Origin of the sequence: Pseudoalteromonas sp. A22, from assembly GCF_018141345.1 — a bacterium.
GTDB lineage: Bacteria > Pseudomonadota > Gammaproteobacteria > Enterobacterales > Alteromonadaceae > Pseudoalteromonas > Pseudoalteromonas maricaloris.
On the sequence record NZ_CP047237.1, the window covers coordinates 189,117 to 212,803 of the forward strand.

Annotated in this window: 25 protein-coding genes; 13 read left to right on the forward strand and 12 right to left on the reverse strand. The window is 42.9% G+C overall.

Annotated features, from left to right (window positions below):
- Positions 1-10: 10 nt before the first annotated feature.
- The 6 genes from GSF04_RS00745 (at position 11) to GSF04_RS00770 (ending at position 5,220) form a co-directional block, all read left to right on the forward strand.
- Positions 11-550 (forward strand): isochorismatase family protein, encoded by a 540-nt coding sequence (locus GSF04_RS00745; RefSeq protein ID WP_226899315.1) that lies wholly within the window; start codon positions 11-13, stop codon positions 548-550.
- 44 nt (positions 551-594) lie between these two features.
- Positions 595-858 (forward strand): DUF3081 family protein, encoded by a 264-nt coding sequence (locus GSF04_RS00750; RefSeq protein WP_010373027.1) that lies wholly within the window; start codon positions 595-597, stop codon positions 856-858.
- Entirely contained in the window at positions 851-1,180 is a 330-nt protein-coding gene (locus GSF04_RS00755; protein WP_211857100.1) for a hypothetical protein, read from the forward strand. Before GSF04_RS00750 ends, GSF04_RS00755 begins: the two co-directional genes overlap by 8 nt.
- A complete protein-coding gene (locus tag GSF04_RS00760; protein WP_211857101.1) occupies positions 1,173-2,651 on the forward strand; it encodes a deoxyribodipyrimidine photo-lyase in 1,479 nt (492 codons plus the stop codon). The genes GSF04_RS00755 and GSF04_RS00760 overlap by 8 nt, the downstream gene beginning before the upstream one ends.
- 124 nt (positions 2,652-2,775) lie before the next feature.
- Entirely contained in the window at positions 2,776-4,380 is a 1,605-nt protein-coding gene (locus GSF04_RS00765) for an AbgT family transporter (protein WP_211857103.1), read from the forward strand.
- A gap of 222 nt (positions 4,381-4,602) precedes the next feature.
- A complete protein-coding gene (locus GSF04_RS00770; protein WP_211857105.1) occupies positions 4,603-5,220 on the forward strand; it encodes a glutathione S-transferase family protein in 618 nt (205 codons plus the stop codon).
- Here the strand turns inward: GSF04_RS00770 and GSF04_RS00775 are convergent.
- The 3 genes from GSF04_RS00775 to GSF04_RS00785 all read right to left on the reverse strand — a co-directional run bounded on the left by GSF04_RS00775 (position 5,217) and on the right by GSF04_RS00785 (position 6,965).
- On the reverse strand, positions 5,217-5,666 hold the full coding sequence (locus GSF04_RS00775; RefSeq protein WP_017216748.1) for a DMT family transporter: 450 nt from the start codon (positions 5,664-5,666) through the stop codon (positions 5,217-5,219). The two genes, GSF04_RS00770 and GSF04_RS00775, sit on opposite strands and share 4 nt — an antisense overlap.
- A 2-nt stretch (positions 5,667-5,668) precedes the next feature.
- Complete coding sequence (locus tag GSF04_RS00780) at positions 5,669-6,304, reverse strand: nitroreductase family protein (RefSeq protein WP_211857107.1); 636 nt, start codon at positions 6,302-6,304, stop codon at positions 5,669-5,671.
- A gap of 61 nt (positions 6,305-6,365) precedes the next feature.
- Positions 6,366-6,965, reverse strand: a complete 600-nt coding sequence (locus GSF04_RS00785; RefSeq protein WP_211857109.1) for a Crp/Fnr family transcriptional regulator — start codon at positions 6,963-6,965, stop codon at positions 6,366-6,368.
- A 53-nt stretch (positions 6,966-7,018) separates the two neighbouring features.
- Between GSF04_RS00785 and zapE the strand changes: the two genes are divergently transcribed.
- From zapE to GSF04_RS00805, 4 genes are all read left to right on the forward strand, one after another.
- Positions 7,019-8,101 carry a cell division protein ZapE gene (zapE, locus tag GSF04_RS00790; RefSeq protein WP_211857111.1) on the forward strand — a complete coding sequence of 361 codons (1,083 nt, stop codon included), beginning with the start codon at positions 7,019-7,021 and terminating at the stop codon, positions 8,099-8,101.
- 77 nt (positions 8,102-8,178) lie between these two features.
- Positions 8,179-8,637: a hypothetical protein gene (locus tag GSF04_RS00795; protein ID WP_211857113.1), complete on the forward strand. Its 459-nt coding sequence runs from the start codon at positions 8,179-8,181 to the stop codon at positions 8,635-8,637.
- A 133-nt stretch (positions 8,638-8,770) separates the two neighbouring features.
- Positions 8,771-9,142, forward strand: coding sequence for a hypothetical protein (locus tag GSF04_RS00800; RefSeq protein ID WP_249122352.1), 372 nt, complete (start codon positions 8,771-8,773; stop codon positions 9,140-9,142).
- 11 nt (positions 9,143-9,153) lie between these two features.
- The gene (locus GSF04_RS00805; protein WP_211857115.1) at positions 9,154-9,585 is read left to right on the forward strand and encodes a nuclear transport factor 2 family protein; all 432 of its coding nucleotides are present in this window, start codon (positions 9,154-9,156) and stop codon (positions 9,583-9,585) included.
- 68 nt (positions 9,586-9,653) lie between these two features.
- Here GSF04_RS00805 and GSF04_RS00810 read toward each other — a convergent pair whose 3' ends face one another.
- The 6 genes from GSF04_RS00810 to GSF04_RS00835 form a co-directional block, all read right to left on the reverse strand.
- Entirely contained in the window at positions 9,654-10,850 is a 1,197-nt protein-coding gene (locus tag GSF04_RS00810; protein WP_211857117.1) for an alpha/beta hydrolase-fold protein, read from the reverse strand.
- 118 nt (positions 10,851-10,968) lie between these two features.
- The gene (locus GSF04_RS00815; RefSeq protein ID WP_211857118.1) at positions 10,969-11,325 is read right to left on the reverse strand and encodes a hypothetical protein; all 357 of its coding nucleotides are present in this window, start codon (positions 11,323-11,325) and stop codon (positions 10,969-10,971) included.
- Between the two features lie 57 nt (positions 11,326-11,382).
- Entirely contained in the window at positions 11,383-13,170 is a 1,788-nt protein-coding gene (locus tag GSF04_RS00820; protein WP_249122353.1) for a hypothetical protein, read from the reverse strand.
- 131 nt (positions 13,171-13,301) lie between these two features.
- The gene (locus GSF04_RS00825) at positions 13,302-14,198 is read right to left on the reverse strand and encodes a helix-turn-helix domain-containing protein (protein ID WP_211857119.1); all 897 of its coding nucleotides are present in this window, start codon (positions 14,196-14,198) and stop codon (positions 13,302-13,304) included.
- 244 nt (positions 14,199-14,442) lie between these two features.
- Positions 14,443-15,726, reverse strand: coding sequence for a DEAD/DEAH box helicase (locus tag GSF04_RS00830; RefSeq protein ID WP_017216738.1), 1,284 nt, complete (start codon positions 15,724-15,726; stop codon positions 14,443-14,445).
- A gap of 57 nt (positions 15,727-15,783) precedes the next feature.
- A complete protein-coding gene (locus tag GSF04_RS00835) occupies positions 15,784-16,698 on the reverse strand; it encodes a dihydrodipicolinate synthase family protein (protein ID WP_211857120.1) in 915 nt (304 codons plus the stop codon).
- Positions 16,699-16,872: 174 nt separating this feature from the next.
- Between GSF04_RS00835 and GSF04_RS00840 the strand changes: the two genes are divergently transcribed.
- Positions 16,873-17,526, forward strand: coding sequence for a DUF6058 family natural product biosynthesis protein (locus GSF04_RS00840; protein ID WP_211857121.1), 654 nt, complete (start codon positions 16,873-16,875; stop codon positions 17,524-17,526).
- A 46-nt stretch (positions 17,527-17,572) separates the two neighbouring features.
- Here the strand turns inward: GSF04_RS00840 and GSF04_RS00845 are convergent, their stop codons facing one another.
- A complete protein-coding gene (locus GSF04_RS00845) occupies positions 17,573-17,827 on the reverse strand; it encodes a hypothetical protein (protein ID WP_010373062.1) in 255 nt (84 codons plus the stop codon).
- A 457-nt stretch (positions 17,828-18,284) separates the two neighbouring features.
- Between GSF04_RS00845 and GSF04_RS00850 the strand changes: the two genes are divergently transcribed.
- Positions 18,285-18,542, forward strand: a complete 258-nt coding sequence (locus GSF04_RS00850) for a type B 50S ribosomal protein L31 (protein ID WP_010373063.1) — start codon at positions 18,285-18,287, stop codon at positions 18,540-18,542.
- Positions 18,543-18,547: 5 nt separating this feature from the next.
- Positions 18,548-18,700: a type B 50S ribosomal protein L36 gene (ykgO, locus tag GSF04_RS00855; RefSeq protein WP_211857122.1), complete on the forward strand. Its 153-nt coding sequence runs from the start codon at positions 18,548-18,550 to the stop codon at positions 18,698-18,700.
- Positions 18,701-18,743: 43 nt separating this feature from the next.
- On the opposite strand, the gene GSF04_RS00860 is transcribed toward ykgO, so the two are convergent.
- The gene (locus GSF04_RS00860) at positions 18,744-20,819 is read right to left on the reverse strand and encodes a basic secretory protein-like protein (RefSeq protein ID WP_211857123.1); all 2,076 of its coding nucleotides are present in this window, start codon (positions 20,817-20,819) and stop codon (positions 18,744-18,746) included.
- 17 nt (positions 20,820-20,836) lie between these two features.
- Positions 20,837-23,665, reverse strand: a complete 2,829-nt coding sequence (locus GSF04_RS00865) for a TonB-dependent receptor (RefSeq protein ID WP_211857124.1) — start codon at positions 23,663-23,665, stop codon at positions 20,837-20,839.
- Between the last annotated feature and the right edge of the window lie 22 nt (positions 23,666-23,687).

Sequence of the window (23,687 nt, forward strand, 5' to 3'; positions counted from 1 at the left end):
TAAGGAGAAGATGATGAATTTGATACCTTCGGACAGCATGATCTTAGTGATCGATATTCAAGAAAAATTTCGTCCTCATATTGAGGTGTTTGGCGATATCGAGCGCCAAGTAACCACCCTACTACAAGCTGCAGAACATTTGACTGTTCCCGCACTGATTTTTGAGCAATATCCCAAAGGGCTTGGCCATACAGCACCGAGTTTACTTGAATTTAATCTCCCGGTTATCGAAAAAACCGCGTTTAGTGCTTACCACGTTGAATCATGCAAACAAGCTATTCAAGAATATAAACGCGACACCATCGTCGTGGTTGGCCTCGAAAGTCATATCTGTGTACAACAAACCGTTAATGACCTGCTGGCGGACAATTTCAACGTTGTAATAGTTGCCGATGGTATTTGCTCACGCAATCCAAAACACACAGATTGGGCGCTAATGCAGATGCAAGCCGATGGCGCACGCTTTTTGGCTTTAGAGTCTATTTTATTTCAGTGGCTAAAATCGGCCAAAAATGAGCAATTTAAGGCAATTTCAGCGTTAGTTAAGTGATCGGCTATCACAGTGAAAGCGTATTCCAAGTATCGAGGTGAACAATGAAAAATGAATTAGATAGCAAGTTCTTGTTAACGGTGTTCGAGCATATTCAAAAGCACGGTGAAGTAACCGAGGAAGGTAAACGCTATGAGGGCATAGTGGCCTATTCAGATCCAGATGGTTACACCATATACCTGCAAGGCAGTGGCGTGTTACTGCGCTCTGGGTTTCATAATACTTATCACTTGGATTATGAACAAGATAAGCACAAAGACGATTTTATTAAGAAGCTAGATTACATTTTTAAAGAGGCGAATGAGTAGCTTATATCCAAATACCAACCGAGGACGTCGCGTTAGACGTCCCCGCCCTGAAGGCAAACAAACCCGCGCATATGTAAGTAATGTCGTCGAAGCGCTCAGGGAAAATCCAAATAAACTCAAGATAATCAAACAGAACTGCGATGAATTTCGCCAGCAACGCTATTTAAAACGTGGCTTTTTGCTCGCCATCGAACGCTTTGATTGGGTGTTTGCAGTGGACGATGACGTAGAGCGAATATGCCAGCAGATCCTCGCCGACGACTACATAGGCAAACGCCTACGCCGTTACCCTTTATTGTTTAAGGGGGTGTTAGATGATTAATCTCGTTTGGCTCAAACGTGACTTAAGAGTGTTCGACCATAGACCACTTTACGAAGCGTGTAATAATGGCAGACCAACCCTGATCTTGTATGTTGTTGAGCCCGAATATTGGCAACTCCCCGATACCAGCGAAAGACAATTTCAATTTGTAAAAGAGTCGCTTCTAAGCCTTGCTGATCAGCTGCAGCTTTTAGGTGGCACGCTGACGATTCGCCAGGGCGATATCATTGAAATACTTGAAAAGATCCATCAAAACATCGCGATCGCAACCCTTTATTGCCATCAAGAAACGGGGAATACATGGACATTTGAGCGCGATTTGCGTGTTATTGCCTGGTGTAAAGAAAGACACGTATCGTATGAAGAATATCGCCAACAAGCCGTATTCAGGGGAAAAGTGAATCGTGATAAGTGGCAACAGCAAGCCGAAGACTGGCTGCAAAGCGACTGTCTACCAGCCCCTTCAAAAATTAATCCTCTGCTGCAACAGCATAGTGGTATTGCACTTTTAAATGACTACCCTGGAAATGACAGCAACTCAGCCCCAGAGCCCCAATTAGGTGGACTCAAAGCTGCGCAGCAAACCTTGAATAGCTTTTTTAATCATAGGATAGACAACTATTTATTTGGTATCTCAAGCCCAGTAAAAGCTGTAAACAGTAGCTCCAGACTCAGTCCGTATTTGGCCTATGGCGTGCTAAGCCTCAGGGATGTTTTACAACAAACTCTTGCATTAAATGTCGACTCAAAACGCAATAAGAGTGGTTTTTTATCACGGCTTTACTGGCATAGCCATTTTGTGCAAAAGCTCGAATCAGAGCCGTTTTATGCAGAGCGTGCTGTGCATGCATCCTTAATTGATATGCGTGCGAGTGAATTTAATCCGCAACGCTTTGAACTTTGGGCTCACGGTAACACGGGCGTCCCCTTTATTGATGCCTGTATGCGAATGCTGATCACCACAGGTTGGATAAACTTTCGCATCCGTGCCATGTTGATGGCGTTTTCAAGCTATCATCTGTGGCTTGATTGGCAACAACCAGCAGCAAGACTTGCCACTCTATTTATAGATTATGAACCTGGGATCCACTATCCTCAGGTACAAATGCAGTCAGGCACTACTGGGATAAATCCGTTTCGCATCTATAACCCCATAACCCAGGGGCAAAAATATGATCCAGAAGGTCAATTCATTCGCCGCTACATTCCTGAGCTTAATCACGTTCCAACGCATTACTTACATACGCCTTGGCTTTATACTGGCTTAAAAGAAGACCAATATCAACGCCCAGCCATATTACCCGATCACGCCGCAAAAATTGCCCGTGAAAAAATCTCCGCATTTTATAAGCAACATCTAGATAAAGATGAAACAGGCAGAGTGCTTCACACTCACGCTTCAAGGCGTCGCTCAAGTCGTGGGCGCAAAAAACAAGCAAGTTCTGATAAAAATCAGCTTAAGCTATTCTAACTGATCCGTTTTTGCACAATGTTCCGCCTTTCACCCTAAAAAGAGGACAAATAGCCGCTTAAGCATGACCTCATGTAAAAAAAATGCTAAGGTTGCGCCATTTTTTGGAACTGAGAATTTAGCTATGTCAAATGCTGTAGAGACGCAAGCTGATAGTCAGGACCAACAGGGGCAAAAAGGGGGATTATTTAATCGCTTCTTGGCAACTGTTGAGTTCTTGGGGAATATGCTTCCCCACCCTATTACTTTGTTTGCAATGTTTTGTATCGCCATCGTGTTATTTAGTGGTATTGCCGATTGGATGGGACTATCTGCCATCGATCCTCGCCCAGAAGGCTCCGCAGGTCGCGACCCCGACGGTGTCATTGAAGTCGTAAGCTTAATGAGTGCTGAAGGTTTGCAACGCATTGTGACAGGTCTTGTGACTAACTTTACTGGCTTTGCACCACTTGGCACTGTACTTGTTGCATTACTAGGGGTTAGTGTTGCAGAACACTCTGGCATGCTATCAGCTGCAATGCGCGGCATGGTAATGGGGGCTTCAAAACGCCTTGTTACCTTTATGATTGTATTTGCAGCTATCTTGTCTAATACCGCATCAGAACTTGGCTACGTTGTACTTATTCCGCTTGCAGCAATGATTTTCCATAGCCTTGGTAGACACCCACTTGCCGGCTTAGCCGCCGCATTTGCTGGCGTATCTGGTGGCTACAGCGCAAACTTATTGCTTGGCACCATAGATCCGCTATTAGCTGGTATTACGACGCCTGCTGCGCAAATGATTGACCCAAATTATCAAGTGGGCCCTGAAGCGAACTGGTACTTCATGATGATTTCAGTATTCCTAATTGCTATCGTGGGAACCTTAGTCACCGAGAAAATCGTAGAGCCACGTTTAGGGAAATACGACCCTAAAGAAGCCAGCGTTGATTTAAGTGAAAACAATATCGAGAAACTTTCTGCAAAAGAAAAATCAGGCCTCAAATGGGCGGGCGTATCACTACTCGTAGTAAGCATTCTACTTGCCTTAACCATAGTGCCTGAAGATGGCATTTTACGTCATCCGGTAACAGGCGAAGTGGCAGGCTCACCATTTTTAAAAGGGATCGTGGTATTTATCTTTGTTACTTTTGCTATTCCGGGTTTTGTGTACGGCCGTGTGGTTGGTACCATGAAAAATGATCGCGATATTATTGATGCAATGAGTAAAAGCATGAGCTCGATGGGCATGTATATCGTGTTGGTATTCTTTGCCGCTCAGTTTGTTGCATTCTTTAAGTGGACAAACCTAGGTACTATCCTTGCGATAAATGGTGCAGCACTGTTACAGGCGCTAAACCTAACTGGCCCTGAAGTATTCGTACTGTTTATATTCATGTGTGCACTCGTTAACCTAAGCCTTGGTTCATCATCAGCTCAATGGGCTGTCACTGCACCGATATTTGTTCCAATGCTAATGCTTATCGGCTATGCACCAGAAACCATTCAAGCAGCGTACCGAATTGGAGATTCAGTTACTAACCTTATCACTCCGATGATGAGTTACTTTGGTTTAATATTAGCGGTTGCGACGAAATACAAAAAAGATATGGGTATAGGTACACTAGTGGCAACGATGTTGCCGTACAGTATGTTCTTCTTTATCGGCTGGGTAGCACTATTCTACGTGTGGGTGTTTGGCTTTGGTCTACCAGTTGGACCTAACTCTCCTATCTACTACAATCCGTAGCTAATACTTTAAAATTATCTAAATGCCAGCATTTGCTGGCATTTTTATTTGTGAAAACCTCAACCCTCACCTAAGGTTGAATAGGAGACAGCGAAGAAGGAGCCGATTTTGGATACCAATAACATTGCAATTATTACATTGGTATTAAACTAACTTCACGTGATCACTGTTATTTTATGCCCTGTTCCTGAGTGATACACGTGACCTAACATTAGGTGAATTATGTATACACTCTTTTACTATCCACAAAGTGCGAGCCTTGCGCCTCATATTTTATTAGAACTCATTGGTGAGCCTTATCAACTTGAACTGGTGGATATCAAAAAAAACGCCAACCGTAGTGCACAATACTTAACACTAAGCCCAGCCGGACAAGTACCAGCCCTCGTTGATGACGACTTTACCTTATTTGAAAGCGCTGCAATTTCTCAGTACCTTGCTGAAAAGCACATCGACAAGCAACTTATCCCAACTGAGCTAAAACAAAAATCACAGTGCCTGCAATGGATGCATTTTATGAGCGCTTCTATTCACAGCGACTTATTGATGTATACCTACCCAGAACGACACACCCAAAGTGCTTTGATGTATGACGACCTTATTCGCTCGCAGCAAGGTCGACTAGAAGAAGGGTTTGGTATTATTGATACCTTACTTGCAGACAATCATTACCTGTTTGCAAATCAATTTACGCTGTGCGACAGCTATTTATTTATGCTTTGTGAGCGTGCGAAGACATTTTTAGAAAAAACGCCTTCGCTTAAGAATTTACGCCGCTATTATCGCCAAATTGCGGCAACACCAGCTATTAGCAAAGCCTTAGAAATGGCTGAGTTTTAGCCTGAACGATTAACGTTAATAAGTACAATACCGGTCAGCACAGCAATCACGCCCACGACTTTTTGCAGGTTAATAGGCGTATAAGGTACGCCAAAGAGACCAAGCTGACCGATCACCATAGCTACCACCATTTGACCACACAAGTAATAAGCCATTAAATTACCTATGCCCATTTTAGGAATTAAAAAATAACAGAGTCCCACCCCAGTTGCGCTTAGCACCCCACCTAAACACCACAAGTACCAAGGCACCGCTTTTAGCTCTGAGGTTGCTGGCAGCACGTTATCAGATACCCGAAAGGCTATAAAGGCATAGAATGCGCTGACAGTAAACGCCACTCCAGCTGCCAATATCGGACTTTTTAATAAACCGCCAAGCTGTGCGTTCATGCTTGCCTGCACCGCGATTGCACCGCCTGCGAAAACGGCTAATATGGCAAAAATCATCGTCACACCTCAATATGCAGCAAGTCTCTCGATTTCCTTACTTTGCTTGTATTCGCGTTCACATCCGTACTGTCACGAATGCCAATTGGCGCAATTAATACCGTGCGTAAGTTTAAGGATGAAAGACCCAACACGTCATCGTAGGCACCCTTATCGATACCGGTCATTGGGCAAACATCAATTTCCATACTGGCGGCTACCAGCAGTAATGTACCGAGGGCCAAGTGAGCCTGCTCAGAACACCAGCTATATTGAGACGCACAGTCCATGGTGTGTAGCGCGTCTTTCATACCCAATTCCATCTGTGAATAGATAAGCTCATCAAGATTTCGATTCGCCTTAAAGTCTTGAATGTAGCGCTCTACTTGGCTATCAATAGGTGACATATCCGCAGCAAAAACTAATAGATGACTATTATCAAGCACTTTTTGTTGTCCATACGAATGCGGTAGTAATGCTTTTTTTATCGATTGCTTGGATATTTGAATAATCTTATACGGCTGTAAGCCAAATGCTGAAGCGCTCAATCCCGTTAGTTCGATTAACTTATCGACTTTGTCCTGCGCAATGGTTTGCTCAGAAAATTTGCGGACGGCGTAACGCCAATTCAATAACGATTCTAGTTGTGATGTATTCATAAGTTGCTCTCCATTATGTGTTGAGGCAACTTTAACAAGGTGAAGAGTTCGGCTCATTTACCTATGTAAACGAGCCAGAATTTTTTAACGATTTTCTTATTCGGCTTAACTGTGTAGGAGTGATCCCAAGGTGTGACGCTAAATGGTATTGCGGTACACGCTCAGCAAGTTCTGGCTGCTCTTTTAAAAATGCAAGATAGCGCTCCGTGGCATCTAACTGCACCATATAAAGCTCTCGCTTATCCTTTTCTAACAACCAGTTTTTCTCAAGATACAGTATTTGAAATCGCATTAATTCCGGATTATCCATCAGCAGTGCTCTAAACTGTTTAAAATTGATTAGGACTACCTGTGATGTTTCAAGCGCTTGGATCCCTTGATTGGCAGGCTCTTGGCGATGTAGCGCACGCATTACACCAGGAAATTCCCCCGCCACAAAAAAACGCTTATTGTATTCCTGTCCAGCAGCATTGGTATTTACTAATCTAACTAACCCTTGATGTAAAAATGCAAAAGTAGTCAGATACGCTCCTTCTTTGTAAAGCCACTCATCTTTCGCGAGTAGTTTGATGCTGGTGATCGCAGCAATAGCGGACCAGGTTTCTTGAGAAAGTGGATAATAGGCGTCTACCGCTTGTTTTAATCTTGTTAGTGCATCCATGATTTATAGCTTTATGATATTATTCGGATTAACTATTCCTATTTGCAGTGTCTATGTCAATCTCTAGCCATTACCAAGCACAAATCGAATGTGGAAATCTTACTCCTGATGCAGCGCAGCAAGCTGCAATTTCAGCCTTAGATACCCTTTCTCATTCACTCGCTTGTGGTCACTCGAATAAAGGCATCTATTTTTATGGCCCAGTTGGTCGTGGCAAGACCATGCTGATGGATTGGTTTTATGAATTCACTGACGTCGCAAACAAAACTCGCCTCCACTTTCATCACTTTATGCAACAGGTGCATAAAGAACTCAATCAAATTCAAGGTGTGAGAGATCCTTTAAAGCGGATCGCCCAAAATTGGGCAGAGCACACTTCTGTGCTGTGCTTTGACGAGTTTTTTGTCACCGATATCGGCGATGCAATCATCATGGCGAGATTGTTTGAAGCCCTTTTTGAAGCTGGCGTGACCTTAGTTGCAACCTCTAATTGTCACCCAACCGAGTTATACAAAGATGGATTACATAGAGACCGCTTTGAGCCAACGATAGCACTGCTTATAAGTCACTGCGATGTCATATCTGTATGTGGTGAAACGGACCATCGATTTAGCAAAGGTACAACGGCAAACCACTACTTCGTCAACGATAAACAAGCGTTTTGGAACGCCTTTACTAATGTAGGTGGCATATTCAAATCGGGCGTCCTGGAGATTAATCATCGTCTAATTAACGTGCTTGGCGCAAATGAAAGCGTCGTATGTTTTGATTTTATGGAGATCTGCTCAAGCCCTCGCGCTACCAATGACTATATTGAGCTTGCACAGCAATTTAGCTGTATTTTTATCTCTGAGTTACCGCTACTCGGTGTTACTCCAGAGAATAAAGATGTAGCACAAGGAACTGAGGAAGGCTATATCCGCCCAAATAACTCAATGCAACCTAGGATTGGCGACGATGAGGCCAGACGACTGATTGCGCTTATCGATGAGTGTTACGAAGCCAAAGTACTGGTTGTTTTTTTGGCAGATGCGCCGATTGAGCAAATTTACCAAGGAGAGCAACTGGCATTTGCATTCGCTCGCTGCATTAGTCGAGTGACAGAAATGCAAAGTTGGTCTCTTAGCACCTGCTGAGCTCACAACTTTTGTTATTGTATAAATTACAACCGAGTGCTAACCTGTTGCAAATAATAATAAAAAAGGATGTTTTCATGAAAAAAGCCACACTCATTGCTCTTTTTCTTTTTATCTCATTCCCTTCACTAACAACAGAAGCACTGTGCAACAACACGTGCATGCAAACTCAAACACAGAATTATCTCGACAGTCTTGTTACGGTTTTTATTAAAGGTTCAACAGTCAAAGATATCGACGCGCTACTGTCTCAATTACATGACAACGTAAAATATGAACATGAAGAATATGATGCAGACTTCGATAAAACTAAATGGCGTAAAGCATTCATCAAACAATTAGAGCTGGGTTCTTTTGACGATACACCTAATACGCAGGCAAAAATCCTGAACATCATCTACGGCAAGCGCCATGCCGCCGTAGAATACTCATACGGTAAAACAGATCAAGCCGGCAACTGGACTAAGGGCCATGTAAAGTTTGCTCTATTTGAATTCACGGATAAAAAAGTCTCCCTTGTCAGAGAGTACTGGTGACAGTGACTAATCAACAAAAACAAGCTCAGCTCTTTATTCCTGACTCTTTTATGCCATCAACAAGGGTTAGCACAGCGCAATTTTCTTTTACCGTACTCAATGACAAATTGCGACAGTAGATTATGCGCTGGTGATGGCTAATCAAGCACGTTTGCAAGGCATATTTGGTCCGAATTCAGACTGGCCGAAAGCTTCTATGACTTTTGAGGAAAACATTGCGAGTTTAGCCATCCACAAGGAAGAATTTATGTCGCGAGCGGCATTTGCTTATGCGGTTTACACCAGACACTGTGAAAAGTATATCGGTTGTGTCTATATCGATCCGCCGCAATCTTCAGATTTTGATTGTGATGTCTATCTTTGGATAGGAGCAGAAGATATCACATTGGATAACCTACTCTATCAAACAATTACTCATTGGTTAAAAACGGCATGGCCATTTTCTAAACTTGCATTTCCTGGTCGACACGTTGCATTCAATGCAGAGCAAAAAACAATAAATTAAGGAAAATCATAATGAAAGTTCGATATGCACTGCTGCCACTCATGCTGGTTTCAAGTCTTTGCTCCGCAGAAGCACTGAGCAACAAGGTTAACGCTTACTTCGAGGCACAAAAAGCCGTTGAACACCAATATTCAAAAGAGTCTGATGTTACCCACCTACTTACGCTTTTGACGCCAGACGCCTCATTCGAGCACCCTCGCTTTAATGCCGTATTATCAAAAGAAGAATACAAAAAAGGCTTACTCAGCTATCTAGGCCAATACGGAAAATGCGATATCGAAGTCACAAACATCATTGAAGGACTTAATGCGGTGACCGTTGAGTATCTACATCCTTGCGTTGATCAGCAAGGTAACACGGATGAAAAAGAAAATAAGCAAAAGCTTATGACACTGTTTGAGTTTAGCGGCGAAAAAATAAAGCGTATTCGCCACTATTTTTAAGTGGCATTAAATACCCAACAAATAGACCACATCGATTACCTAAGTGGCCTATTTACGCATTTTGATTATCACTCACCAAGTAATTTAGTTAACCGCTCTTTACGAGCAACAAAGACATCGTAGCCACCATCACCCTTTGAAGACAATGCCAGCGCTTTGTTTACTTGCTCTAAAGATGCTTGGTATTGTTTGTCGGTTTCATAGCCATATGCTAAGCCGTTGTAGGCATCTGCATTATTTGGATAGCGTGAAACGCCAAACTTAAACAACTTAATTGCTTCTTTCACGTTACCCATGCTTACGTGGTAATAGCCAAGCTCTCTGATCACGGCTTCCTGTGGCTCAAAAGCCTCGCCATATTGAGCAGACAGTTGTTGATAATACTTAGTAATAGAGCTCAATTCACCCGTATAAGCACGCGCAGGCATTCGGGTTGGCAAAAACAGCTTTTGATACGCGCTAAAAATACCAGCTGCAGACACAAGTCCATGAGGAACATTGTCGTAGGCCTCACTGAAAAAGCGCAAATCATGTGGTTGATTTGCTGCTAGAAAGCGCGCCATATCGTCGTATCTTTCGCGCATCACGCCGCCTTCCTCACCAATTGTGATATATAGAAAGTTATCTAACTGCTTCGTTTTGGAAATAAACGCTTTAGTACTCTTTGCTGTCGCGCCAAAGTTCCACCATACCGCTGGACTATAAGCAATATGCGCTTGAAATAGCTCAGGCTTTGCCTGCAAAGCATAAAGAGCAAAAGTCCCCGCTGCAGAAGCACCTGCAATGACTTTAAAATCATGAGTGCGGTAGGTCTGGTTCACATAAGGAATAAGCTCAGTCTCGATAAATTCTAAAAACTTGGGAGCCCCTCCGCCAATATCCATAGGCCCTGCCGGCTCTTTATTCTTAGTTGGATAAAGATCTCTTAACCTGTCTGTATTTTCAATCGCAACAATAATAACTTCAGGTGCTGCAGAAACGTTTGCTTCTTGCAAGCGCTCAAGTACAGCGGTCATCAACGGAAGGTTGCCTTTACCATCAAGGCGATAAATAACAGGGTATTTTTTATTGTGGTTGGTGTGATAACTTTTGGGTAGTTGAATGGTAAAAGTTCTCTTTTCATCAAGCACTTTTGACATCAAGGTTTTTGTTTGTTGTTCATATTCTTGTTTTGTCTTTTCTTCGGACTCTGCCATTGCTGATCCCGAAAAGAAAGCCGCTAACGTCACAGCTAACAAGCACTGAACAGCCTTACCAATTCTCATTATTATTATTCCATTTAGTTGATTTCACTAACAAAGCTAACATAATGGTTCAGGAATTGATAGCACCCCCATGTCCCTCTTTTTGCTAGCTTACTTTTAAGATAGTCAGCGCATACTCTTAAACAGAGAAATACAGCAAAGCGGCAATCGCAAAGAAAACCACCCAAGAAAGGTGTTTAGCGCGTGAAGCAATAAGTGCAATCAAACCGCTAATAAGAAACGTACCAGACATGACATATAACACCTGTTCTCCGTCCATTTGCCGATAGAACATTATTAACATCGCAGCTATTCCCCACCACGCAATGGTGGTGAGATGCCATGCAAATCGCAACGTGCGCTTGGTAAACCAATCACTACCAAACAGATGAGGCAGGTTGTCTCTTTTAAAAAGGCGGATCAATATGTATTTTTCACCCAGTACAGAATGAACTAGCCCAATCAAAAACAACAATAACGCTGCTGCAATTATCATTTATGCCACTTCCTTTTTATGATTTTACCTAAAAAATGCGCTCAACTAACGCAATGGTTACTTAACTAAACCATCGACGTTGTTATCCAATACACTATAAATGGCTTTCATGGCGGGATCTACACCATTGAAGTAGCTCGTAGAGTCTGGCAATACCGGCATATGTGGTGCAATCCAAATACGGTGGTCTTCTGCGCGAGAAGTTTGATGGAACTGCGACGAAACGAGTCCAAACACCCCACTGAACGGTAAACGGAACCTTCCAGCTTCACCAATATGATTTGGCCGAGAGCCACTTGGTTCTCCAACCAATATTGCATTGGTAAAGCTATCAATATTGGTTAAGAGGTTTTGCGCTGCTGAAAAGGTATTACGTCCCATCACTACAAATAACTTGCCTGCTGGCTTTGCCGCTTCAAAATAAATAAGTGCCTTTAGTAATGGTGGTAAGATGGAGCCATTGCCACCACTATTGTGTCGTAAATCCAGCACCAGGTGGCTTACTTCACCGTGTTTTATTTTCTCTATCAACTCCGCACTAAATTGCGCGAGCGACTGCGTTTTCATCTGTGCAACGGCATTAAACTGTACGTACAAAACCCCATTGCTTTTATCCACTTCGTACCAATAAGGTTTAGTGACGTTTTGCAGATATTGTGGGCTTTTTTGATGATTATCTGGCAAAGTCGGAAAACCGCGAAATTCAAATGATTGGCCACTAAGACGAATGGTCTTTTGCATGCTCTGTGCATTTTCTACCGTGATAGACACTTCATTTGACGCATCGCTCAACTCAAGTCCAGCAAGTACTTCAGGCATGGCGAGATAATAAGGCGCAAGCCAAAGCTGCTGCATTTCATTATCTCGCGGATTAATCTCGGCAACTTTCGCCATTGCATCTGCGGTTGATGTTTGTCCAAAGGCTGTGACTTTATGGCCGATTAAATCACTAAACTCAGCTTCAGCATCAACAATGTAAAGGCCATCAGTAAAGGCATAAAACTGCACGGGCAAACGAGTGAAATTCCCCTTTTCTCCGAAGGTCGGTACGATAAAGTTATGCCCGTTACCAAGCGTGCCTATTATTCGCATCATACCGAAGACAATTTGCTGATCAGTTAACTTGGGTATATCTGAGCGCAAATTATTTGCTAACGTAATTAAATCGGGGTTGTTACTTGCCTGCTCGTTAACATGCAACCGCTTAATTTCCGAGAGCAAGAAATCTAAATCCGCATTCCACTGTTGATCTCGGGTGAGCGAAGTGTCTTTATAGTTACCTGTAAGACGCTGAAATTTCAGATTATCTTTGATGGAGTCGAAAACACTTTTAGTTGCTAAGCTACTGCGTTCGTCGTACCGCGCAGACAAAGACTTACTCAGCCACTCATTAGCTTCATCCACTTTACCTAGCGCGGCATACGCGCCTGCAATCTTTATCATAATGTCATTTGAGGGGCGCGAACCGGTAGGTACATTGGTTAGGTTTACGCCCAGTGACAACGCCTTTTTTAGTGAAATGATAGCTTGCTCATACTGCGCTAATTGTATTTGCGTTAATCCCAATAGATACCAAGTGTCTCCGTCATCTTGATACGACTTAGTAAGCTTTTGCAGTTGTAGTAACGCCTGTTGCCAATTTTTGCTACGTACTAACGCTAGTGCGTTGATCCGTGTATTTAGGTAATCCACTGGGGATTTAACATTTAGTTGCTGTGCAACATGCGCTTGTTCGCTCGTTGATGTCAGCGCCCGAATAGGTTCAGCCTTTGCAGGCTGCGCGATAAACAAACTACTAAAAGTCAGGCAAGTGGCCACATGAGTGAGAAAACTTGAATACATCATCTTTATCCTTGTTATCGATTTAACTCCAGATTACCTATAACGACTTTATATGGCGTGCAACATCAGGATTTTGTACTTCTACGACTTTTAAAAGACACTCGAAATGAAATATAAGTAATTGTTTAATATACTTATATTAATTTTGAAAATTGACTTGGAGTGTAACCCGTTTGCTTTTTAAAAACACTGTTAAACGAGGATTTTGAGTTAAACCCAGCATTCATTGCGAGCGCTAACAAGTTGGGCGTTGTTTGCTTTTCGCACTGTAGTTGCTGTTTTACCTCATCGACCCGCAGGCTATTGATATACTCATTAAAGTTGTAACCACCACAAGTATTGATGGCCCAAGAGATATCCTTTACCCCAAGTCCAATAACCTCAGCAACATCGTGAATAGTCAGGCGTGGCTGGCGATATAAATAGTGCTGCATAATCGTGTTATGAATTGCATTGAATATCTCGGTTGGATCTTCTGACTGTTTATCCACCTCATTGAACGTTATTTCTTGAGCTTGCGTTATAGAATCTTCGAGGTGTGGTTGATTGTGTACTTTGACAACTAGGTAAAGATTAATTGCAAGTAACCAAACTAAGTCAATAAAATACCAGAATGCTTTAGTGCTGATGTCGTTGTATGTTTGCATATTGAGTCTAACCAAATCCACCAGAGCAAAGATCACAAACATGACAACCGTTGTTCTGATCCACTGTAAATCGCGCTTATTGACGTCCGCCCTGATCTCCGCGGATGCTCGCTGGTAAAGACCAACAAGTTGCACCGTAAAAGCAAAATAAATCAACTGACTGACAGTACCAAACGCAATCATAAGCTGGGTGTATTCAGTAAATGGAAACGCCAGCAAAACAGGTAAGAAATGGACTAACCTTCGCTCTTGCTTATGTTGATTGGCATGCAGTAAATTTTTAAACAGAAAATAGACTAAAGGCCCTGTAGCTAGGGTAAATACAGGCGTGATAAGTAAATAACTTCTAACCCCTAACGCTTCTTCAGCAAAGTTGGTTGCCATCAGCACACATTGAAATAACAAATAAATGACGAGCATTCGTGCGCGTGGTTGATTGGCAAAAATTAACATTGCGAGGAGATAAGCCCCAAGAGAGACGAGTTGGATTAGATTAACTGGAACAATGTGAAATGACTGAAGCACAAGCCGTATTTTTATAATTATTTTTCGCTATTGTACGCCACATTGGCTAAAAACAACAACGCCAGCGTGCTAGCTGGCGTTGTAAATATAGCAAAAAACAATTTTACTTCTTCTTTTGCTGCTTACGTACATTTGCAATACGAGAGCGGTTTTTTAATCTTGCTTCTGCACTTGCTTGATTCGAAGGCTTATTCACCCGCGCCTTACGACGTTGATGCGCTGGTTTCTTCTGGATAGTTTCAACCAGTCTTTCACGATTTGCCACTTCGTAGCCAGGCAGATAATAGCGTGAAATTTGCTGCTCGATTAACTGTTCAATATGAATTAGATCTGACTCTTCTTCACGGCTTACAAAGGTGATCGCATAACCAAACTGACCTGCACGACCAGTCCTTCCGATGCGGTGAACATAATCTTCGGCAAGATAAGGCACATCGTAGTTAACCACGCGTGGTAGGCCAACGATATCCAATCCGCGAGCCGCAACTTCGGTTGCAACCATAACGCGTACTTTGCCTTCAGTGAACTCTCTTAAAGCGCGACGACGAGCGCCTTGAGTTTTGTCGCCATGACATACATTCGCATCTATGCCATCAAGCTTTAACTCTTCAACTAGCTTGTCCGCGGTTTCTTTCATATTGACGAACACTAGCACTTGTTGCCAGTTTTTGGTACCAATAAGCTCTGATAGTAACTCGCGCTTACGTTCTTCTTTAACTGGATAAACAACGTGGCGAACTGTGTCGGCTGTACTATTTTCTGGCGTCGCTTGGATTAACTTAGGGTGATCCAACACTTGTTTCGCGAACTGCTTCATTGCCGACGGGAAAGTTGCAGAAAACAACAATAGCTGCTTTTGCTTATCCACCAGCTCAATGATTTTTTGCATGTCGGTGATAAAGCCCATATCTAACATGCGGTCGGCTTCGTCTAACACTAAGTGTTTAACGTTACTTAACGTGACATTACCTAAGCGGATATGATCTAACAAGCGTCCAGGAGTCGCCACTAAAATATCCACGCCCTGCTTTAAGCGCTCAGCTTGGCCATTGGCATTAACCCCACCAAACAGTGCCTGCACTTTTAAGTCTGTGTACTTTGCAAATGTCGCACAGTTATTAGCGATCTGCTCGGCAAGCTCACGCGTTGGCGCCAAAATCAACGCTCTTGGCGTCGACTGCGCTTCAGCCTCAAGCAATTTTTGGATGATAGGTAATGCAAAAGCTGCGGTTTTCCCTGTTCCAGTTTGCGCTGTTGCGAGCACATCACTACCTTGACGGACAGCTGGGATAGCCGCCTGTTGAATTGGCGTTAATGTATGAAAGTTGATGTCTTGCAGCGCATCTAAAAGAGGCTGTGCGAAACTAAATGAAGAAAACGTTGCCATAATAACCTACGACCGAGTCACAAAAACGGTCGCAGATTATAAATGACAAACCGACTTTTAACAAAACTTAAGCAAGGTTTCGTCAATTAATTTTGGTGTCGAGCCGACAAAGTCACTTTCCTTTAACTGCGAAAGGAGTTCAATCCCCTCTTTTTGCTGTGCTTGCGACAGTGGCACATAAGGTAATCTAAATACCGGTTTGACTGCGCCAGTCATAATCAAAGCCGAATTGATAGCAATTGGATTTGGTTCACAGAAGAGCCAGTTCATTAACGGTTGCAATGACTGATTAAGCGCTTGGTTAGGCGTGTCCATCAATTGTCTGAATAAGCCTGGAATGATGTTTGATGCAACAGAAATAACGCCGTGAGATTGGCTGTTATGACGGCTATCGTGGGCTTGATCATCGTTACCTGACCAACACGCAATGCCTTTCGCTTCATAGTGTGCGATACGCTCATCACCCGCACATTCTTTCATACCAACAAAATGCTTGTGGCTGGCCAGCGGCTCTATAATATCAGGCGTAATATCTTGTCCCGTTCTGCCAGGCACGTTGTAAATAAAGCCAGGACCGATTTCCAAGACTTCTTTCAAGTGTGCCTTCACACCCGTAATTGAGGTTTTGCCATAATACGGGTTTATTTGTAGTGCACAGTGCATACCTGATGCAAACCCATATTCAGTCGCTTTTTTTGCTTCTCTGGTGTTATTGCTGCCGGTATTACCAACAATCAGAAGTTTATCGCCAAACTTATTCGCAGAATGGGCAATGAGCATTAAGTGCTCTTCCCAATTCATCAGTTGGCCTTCACCTGTAGTGCCACCGACAACAATACCATCGACACCGCCTGCAATTTGCGCTTCGACTAGCTTGTCGTAAGTATCTAAGTCAATTTCACCCGCCATTGTGTAAGGGGTTTTAATAGCGGTAATTAAGCTTGCTTTTTTTATTGATTGGATCTGATGCATGGTCTTTCTATTACTCTTCCAGTTGACAGCCATTTTTACCATAAATCTGACTGAGATCCGACCCATAAACCTGAGTAAATCGGTTAAATCTAATGAAATTTAACTTTAGTGCTTGTTATTTGCGTAAAGATCCAGCAAAATCAAAAGCACTGTATATTTATCCAGTTTAATTTTATGGGACTGACACATTTTCTAAATACACACTTTTATACCACTTTGGAGCTGAGCAGCAGCTTAAAGATGCCTGAAGAACAGCTCTTAGAATGGCAACAAATGAGCCTATTCCCAAATCCGAGTTATAGTATTCAAAATCAAATTAAGTGCAGTTCGTACTTTGGCCTGTACGAATGTGAAGAATATACTGATTTTTATGCCCGAGGCCTACTCAATTGGGGGCAACTTTTACTTAAACATAAAGTAGATCAATCAAGTAGTGCATTTGAGTTATTTCAACAGCGTTACTGTGAAGCACTTGCGAAATGTATTGAAAAAGGCTTTTACACCGAAGATCCAAGCTTTAGTGATGACCTTACAGAGCATGTACAACAAGTTTGGCAACAGTTTTTATGTGGCAAATATGGAGTGATTAGCCAAAATGGTCTCGTAGAGGAAGCGCTTTATATTGACCTAGGCCGCGCGATTATCGACGACATCACAGAAGCAAGAACCGCCAGCAGCATTGCCCCAGAGCAACGTAGTCAAGTACACAGCGCCATGAAGCTACTAAACAAAGCACTAGCGGCCAATACTCAAGCTGAGCAAACAGAGTCGCTACGCACTCGATACATTGACCAATTGATTAGTAAGTACGACTTATCAATCAAATAATCTGTCGTCTGGCGCACAACCGTTTCGCCAGACAATCTATGCGTATTTATATTTGCTGTTCTATGTGCGCACGAATTATCTCAAATGCTTTTAAGACCTTTAACTGATCTTTACATAAGCTGTCGTACCAAGCATCGAACAGTTCATCATCTTGCTCACTGAGCGTTTGATACTGTGCCAGTAGTGTCACTATGTCACTATGTGTACAAGAAAGTGTATCTAATTCTTGCTGTAACGCGCTGTCATCGCTGCTGTGAAGCTTAGCTAAAATTGAGTTATCTAACTCAGCATGTTTATCCATAATAAATGCTCTATATCTGTATTGCGTTGGCGAACAAAGTACCTTCGCGAACGTACTAGGTTTTAATTATTTGCTAGGCCTCTCTCATTTAGTGAAGGTTATTAACCGTTAAGCCAGCCTCAATTGGATCTCACTCTTTTATCTCATATCTATCAAACCAACAGGCTTACATCGATAGCTATATTCCAAAAAAGTCTATTCGCTACTATTCCGGTTAGGTGTCAACACCAATATGACTACTTGAGAAACTATCTAGAACTAGTTATATCAGGCAATTTTAAGGAAAGTAAGCCCCTTTTAATCAACTGCTCAAGATGCATTCAGTTTAGTTCCGCATGCGTCGACAAATTAAGCGTATCGCACTAAATAGCGGCAACGACAAATTAGTTGTTGAGAATAGTTTTTATTTGATTTATATTGATACAATATAACAACACATTATTTAGGAGTCGTTGTCGTGAAACCCAATATCCACCCTGATTATCAACTTGTTGCCTTCCATGATACATCGGTTGATAAGTACTTTATTGTCGGTTCAACCATTAAATCAGACAGAACCGTTGAACTAGATGGTAAGACTTACCCTTACTTCCCAATTGACGTCTCTAGTGCGTCTCACCCTTTCTACACAGGTAAACAGAAGTTGGTGGCAAGTGATGGTCGAGTTGCGCAATTTAACCGCCGCTTTAAAAACCTTGCGACTAAAAAAGGATAAACCAGATGAAAGTACTGAGCTCACTCAAAAGCGCTAAAAATAGACCGGGGTGCCAAGTCGTAAAAAGACGCGGTCGGGTTTACGTAATTTGTAAATCTAATCCGCGATTTAAAGCGGTTCAAGGTAAAAAGAAGAAGAAACGTTTAAAGTCAAAATAAGTTCGTTTTAAAGGTGGGCATTGCCCACCTTTTAACTAAAAAGCTAGTCTTTTGCTTCCCACAATGAGAATTCGCCTAGTTGAATTAGGCGTCCGCTAGCACCGCCAATTCCACCGCCCTCGCGGGTATGCTCAAGTTCCAAACGATACTGGGTATACGCATTTGGACTCTCGATAGCAAAGCTATAGTATTCCATCGTATTAGGTAGTTCGTTGAACTGTTGAGTATCTAGCGTAATCCAATTCGTACCGTCATTTGAGCCCTTTAGCTGCCACGCATTAGGGAAGCGATGAGGGTTGTCTCCTGCTGTCGCTAATGAGTAGTATTTTGCTGTTTTAGCGCTGTCAAACACATAGTTAACTTGGGCCTTATCAACCTGTTTTATCGGCAACAAGTCAGGCGCATATTGTGCAAGCCAAGCAGGGGCTTCCAACACCACATTAAATTTAGAGGTAATATTTCTATCATTTAGCTTATCTGCTCCCTCATTAAAAGGCACAAGTGCAGTACCGTTTGTTGTTACCTGAGTGCTAGTGGGTGCAAAGTTATGATAGCCAAGTGGTACTGGTGGTAACTTACCGACGCTTGCAAGGTAGACTTGATACTCTTCAAATACCGCATCAATCCCACTTTGTTCACCAAATATAGATTTAAAAGCGGTGTCTAAACTCCACGCATCAAGCGTTTTTGCTGCCGCATTAAACTTGCGGATAAAATCGGTGTTACGATGACTGTTTTCTACCCACTCAAAGAAGAATGCTGTTTGATCGTAAGCATCAACATTGTAGTGTTCCATCCAGCGAACTCCACCGCGTCTATGCTCTAAGTAACCAGCATCTATTCGAATAAAGTTAGCCAGCGCTTCTAAGTAGGTATGATAATCCGTGCCCGGACGATATTCACCTTCAGCCGGAACATTATTGTAGCCATGAGTCAGCTCATGCCACAGTACGCCAATGACTTCGTTACGGATAGCCTCATCTCCAAGACCCTCTAGATTGGCGATGTGCTTAACATCAAACCTAAGCTCCATAAATTTGCCTTCACCAGCCTTTGAAGCAGGCGCGTCAAAGTCTCCAGTGATAAAAGTAACGTGCTCAAAAACGTTTATTTCGGTTACATTATTAAATAAGCGCTTGGCAATCTTCAAAGAGATCTCATGAATAAGGGCATTTAGATCTGGTACCGCACGTTCAAGCGCCAGCTGTCCTGGGTGCTCTGGTAGTTCCTTTTTCACTTCAATTGCAGGCTCTGGAAACCCTGCCCATGGCGAGGCTGGATCCCACACACGGATAAAGTCTTGCTGAACTAATGTCGCTTCCCCTTTGTCGTTACTCGCAACCAGCGTAATGGTTTTTGGCCCTAATGCTTCAAACTTAACCAATGGGCTTTGCTCTGTACTTGTCGCAGGGGTGCCACCTTCAAATGTCCACTGCCAGTGAGTCGGGTTAACTAGCGACTCATCTCTAAAAACAATATATTCAGAGACTTCAGGAGTCGTGTTTGTCGCATTAAATGCGACGATAGGAATATCCGATACCGTTTTGATTTCGAGTTCCGCTAGTTGCGTAATATCAGCACCATAGCTATCTGTACCACCATGCACTAAATCAAATTTGAAGTAGCGATACTTTTCGCCGCTTTCGGCCAATTCAAAATTGCGAGTCAGTCCTCGAGCAGAGAATACTTCTCCCGCTCTTGAGTCCAGCTCAATCCACTCAGCTTTATCATTTGAGCCATATACGACCCACTGTTTTGGATCTCGGTTCGCTTCGTCGTTTGCTGACGTAAAGCTATATTCCCTAAGTTCAATCTCTGTCGCGGCTTTAAACACTACAGTGACGTTTGGCGCAAAGGCCAGGAATTTTGTGCTTGTGTTAGCGTCGATAAGTTTGTCGACACTTTCACCTGCGGGCGAGGCTTGTACACCATCCGCTAAAACAGCCTCAATCTCAACTCCAGTATCTGAGGTGATATTACGCAATGCGCCAGAGTCTGGCTGCCCGGATGATTGAGTTTGTTCAGGCTTGTCACGTTCAACAAATTCAGAACCATCATTACAGCCTATTAGTGTCGCAGCGACGGCCATTGCCACCGCTGATAGCATTAATTTTCTCATTTCGTTACCCTTTATTATTAAAATTGGTAGTTAACTTTTAGTAAGAACTCGCGCCCATTCGTGTCATAATTACCCGCTTTATAGAATGGGTAACTTCTAAACGAGTCGTCCTGAGGCGGCATCGCATTTAATAAGTTTTGAACTGTAAACATCACTCGCGTGTTGTCATTGATGTAATGACCAATGGTTAGGTTATGCTTTATCCATGCAGGTAACTTTTCTCTTTGACCAAAATCAGCACCGTTCCAATTTTTTCCTTTATAATTTACCTGCCATGAAATTGCGGTCTTTTCCAACTGCCAAGTCAGGTTAAACGATGCCATATCTTTGAAGTTATAGTTATCTTGACTGTCTAACACATCTTCAAGCGGATCTTCGGGACGGAGCTTTTCTTTTTTCTTTAAAACATGGCTGTAATCAAGCTTATAAATAAACTCGCCAAGCTCTGACTCAAACGTGCCTTTCACACCAAAATTGACGCCGCCATGCTGCCTTTCTGCGGCGTTTATATAACCTTCTCTGATAATTGCTGCGGTGTACGGTAATCCTTTTTTCGTGTTCCCTAACCAGTCGGTTGCCAGACCATCTTGGTCAAAACGCTGTACTCTGTCTTGCATGTTCGCGCATTTAGCAGAAGACGAATCAATTAGGTCGTTTTCACACTTCCAGACATTATCAAGAATTTCGCCAGACCCAAGTCGAGTAATTTTGTCTTTAAGGACAATGTCATAAACATCAACATTGAATGACAGCTCAGGGGAGTACTCATACACCAGACCGAACGTTAATGAATGACCAGACTCTTCTTTTAAAGTTGGATCGCCTGCCGAGATTGTCTCAAAGTCAGCATCTAGCTTTGGCTCATTGCTATTTGTTGTGTCTAAGTCTGCACAGCTGATAGTTAATGCATCAGCATTATATTGAGCGGGATCCCCTGTGGTTTGAAAACGTAGACATGCATCTGCAATCACTCTGTCCGAGCCTCGTCCAAAGTTACCAGCAAACCCTTGATATACTGAGCTCATGCTAGGACCACGGAACGTTGTGCCATACGCACTTCTTAGCATCAGCGCGTCAGTAGGAGAATACTTAAAACCGACTTGATAAGTGAATGCCCCACCAACATCAGAAATATCATCATAGTGGTCATAACGCAGCGCTATTTCACTAGAGATCTGTTCAGTAATTGGGATCATAAATTCTGTCGCCGCAGCATAACGGTTACGTTCACCATCGGTGATAACACCAGTCAGACCAACAAACTCTTTATTTAGTATTCTGCTATCGGGCGTCGCTCTCGTCCCTTCTTTCATCAGCTCAATATATGCGGCAAAAGACACAAATCCTGCTGGCAATTCAAATAAATCCCCGGACAGATCTGCAGTTAGAGTTTCATTAAACGACAAGCCATCGTAGGTTGCCCAATCAGCCATGTTATACATATTGTCTTGGGTCAGAGGCGCAAAAAAAGCTTGGTAATTTGGACGGTAGATTGGCATGCCATCAACCTCACCCAACTTTGGTCCTTTTAGCCAGTTATTTCCTTCAACCGTGTGGTGCAAGTACCTATCAGAGAAATCGTATTGTGAACGGCTGAAGCCAACGGAGTAATAGTAATCTGCTATCTCCCCTTCAAGACCAAAACTAAATGAATAAGATTTATCATCGTATACCCGACCTAAGCCATCATTTGTGTATTCTGAATCATTCACTATCCGCCACATATACTTAACTGGAGCGCCGTAGCCACCAGCTTTATTTTTGATATCAGGGTCCCAAAACATGGATCCGTGAATTGACTCTGCATGAGCAAAGAAGAATGGATTTCGTGCCCCTTTCTTTTCTTGATCGATATAAAATCCGTTAACAAAAAAACTGTGTTCGTCGTTGATGCTGTACACCGAGTTGATATACAAACTCATGGTTTCAACTTGGTTACGGAGCAAATTGTTACCGGTTTCATCCCACCCACAGCTTAGGCCATAATCATTGCGGCTAATAAAGTGCTGAACTGCAGTCGGGTGTGGATTGTCATCTGTGTTGCAGTACTGCGCTGAATATTGATTTTTGAACTCAGTGTTCTCAGCCCATACGGTAATGGAACGATTGAGTTCTCGTTTGTTTGTTGGGTCTGGATTATCCCAAACACTGTCATGAAAAGGTCTGTCGGCACCAGTCAGCGCCTCTTCCGTTTTATATTCTAGCGAGTAGTCAAACGTAAAGTCGTCTTGCTCAAAACCACCAACAAACGACAAGCCTTTTTTATCACCCGTACCATAGGTATCCTGGCCGTAGAATGCTTCAACGACATGCTCGTCCATACCTTTTTTGGTAATAATATTGACTACTCCAGCCATTGCGTCTGAACCATAGATTGCAGAGCCACCGCCGGATTGAATATCGATGCGCTCAACCATCGCCGTTGGCAACATATCTAGATTAACAAAATTGGTTTGGCCACCGTAAGGCATTGGGTAATAAGCCAAGCGCTTGCCATTAACGAGAATAAGTGTGTACTCAGGTCCAACGCCTAACAGGTTTAACTCCTTGGCGCCAGGCGTATAGGAGCCAGTTTCTACTTCACCGAGAACGGCACCACTAGCAGCGGAAATACTACTCAGTGCGTCATAAACTGTGTTAAAACCACTTCTGACCATATCAGCGGAAGAGAGACTTTGAACATTGGTCACACCTTCAATGGCGATACGTTTAATACGAGATCCTGTCACCTCAACACGTTCTATTTCTTCTGCTTGTTCATCTGTTGCGGCTGTTACTGAGTTAGTTGCTACCGCTGCAAGAACAGCAGCGGCGATCAGGCTATGTTTATACATTATTGTTGTCATAAGACCCCCACAATTTAAAGGA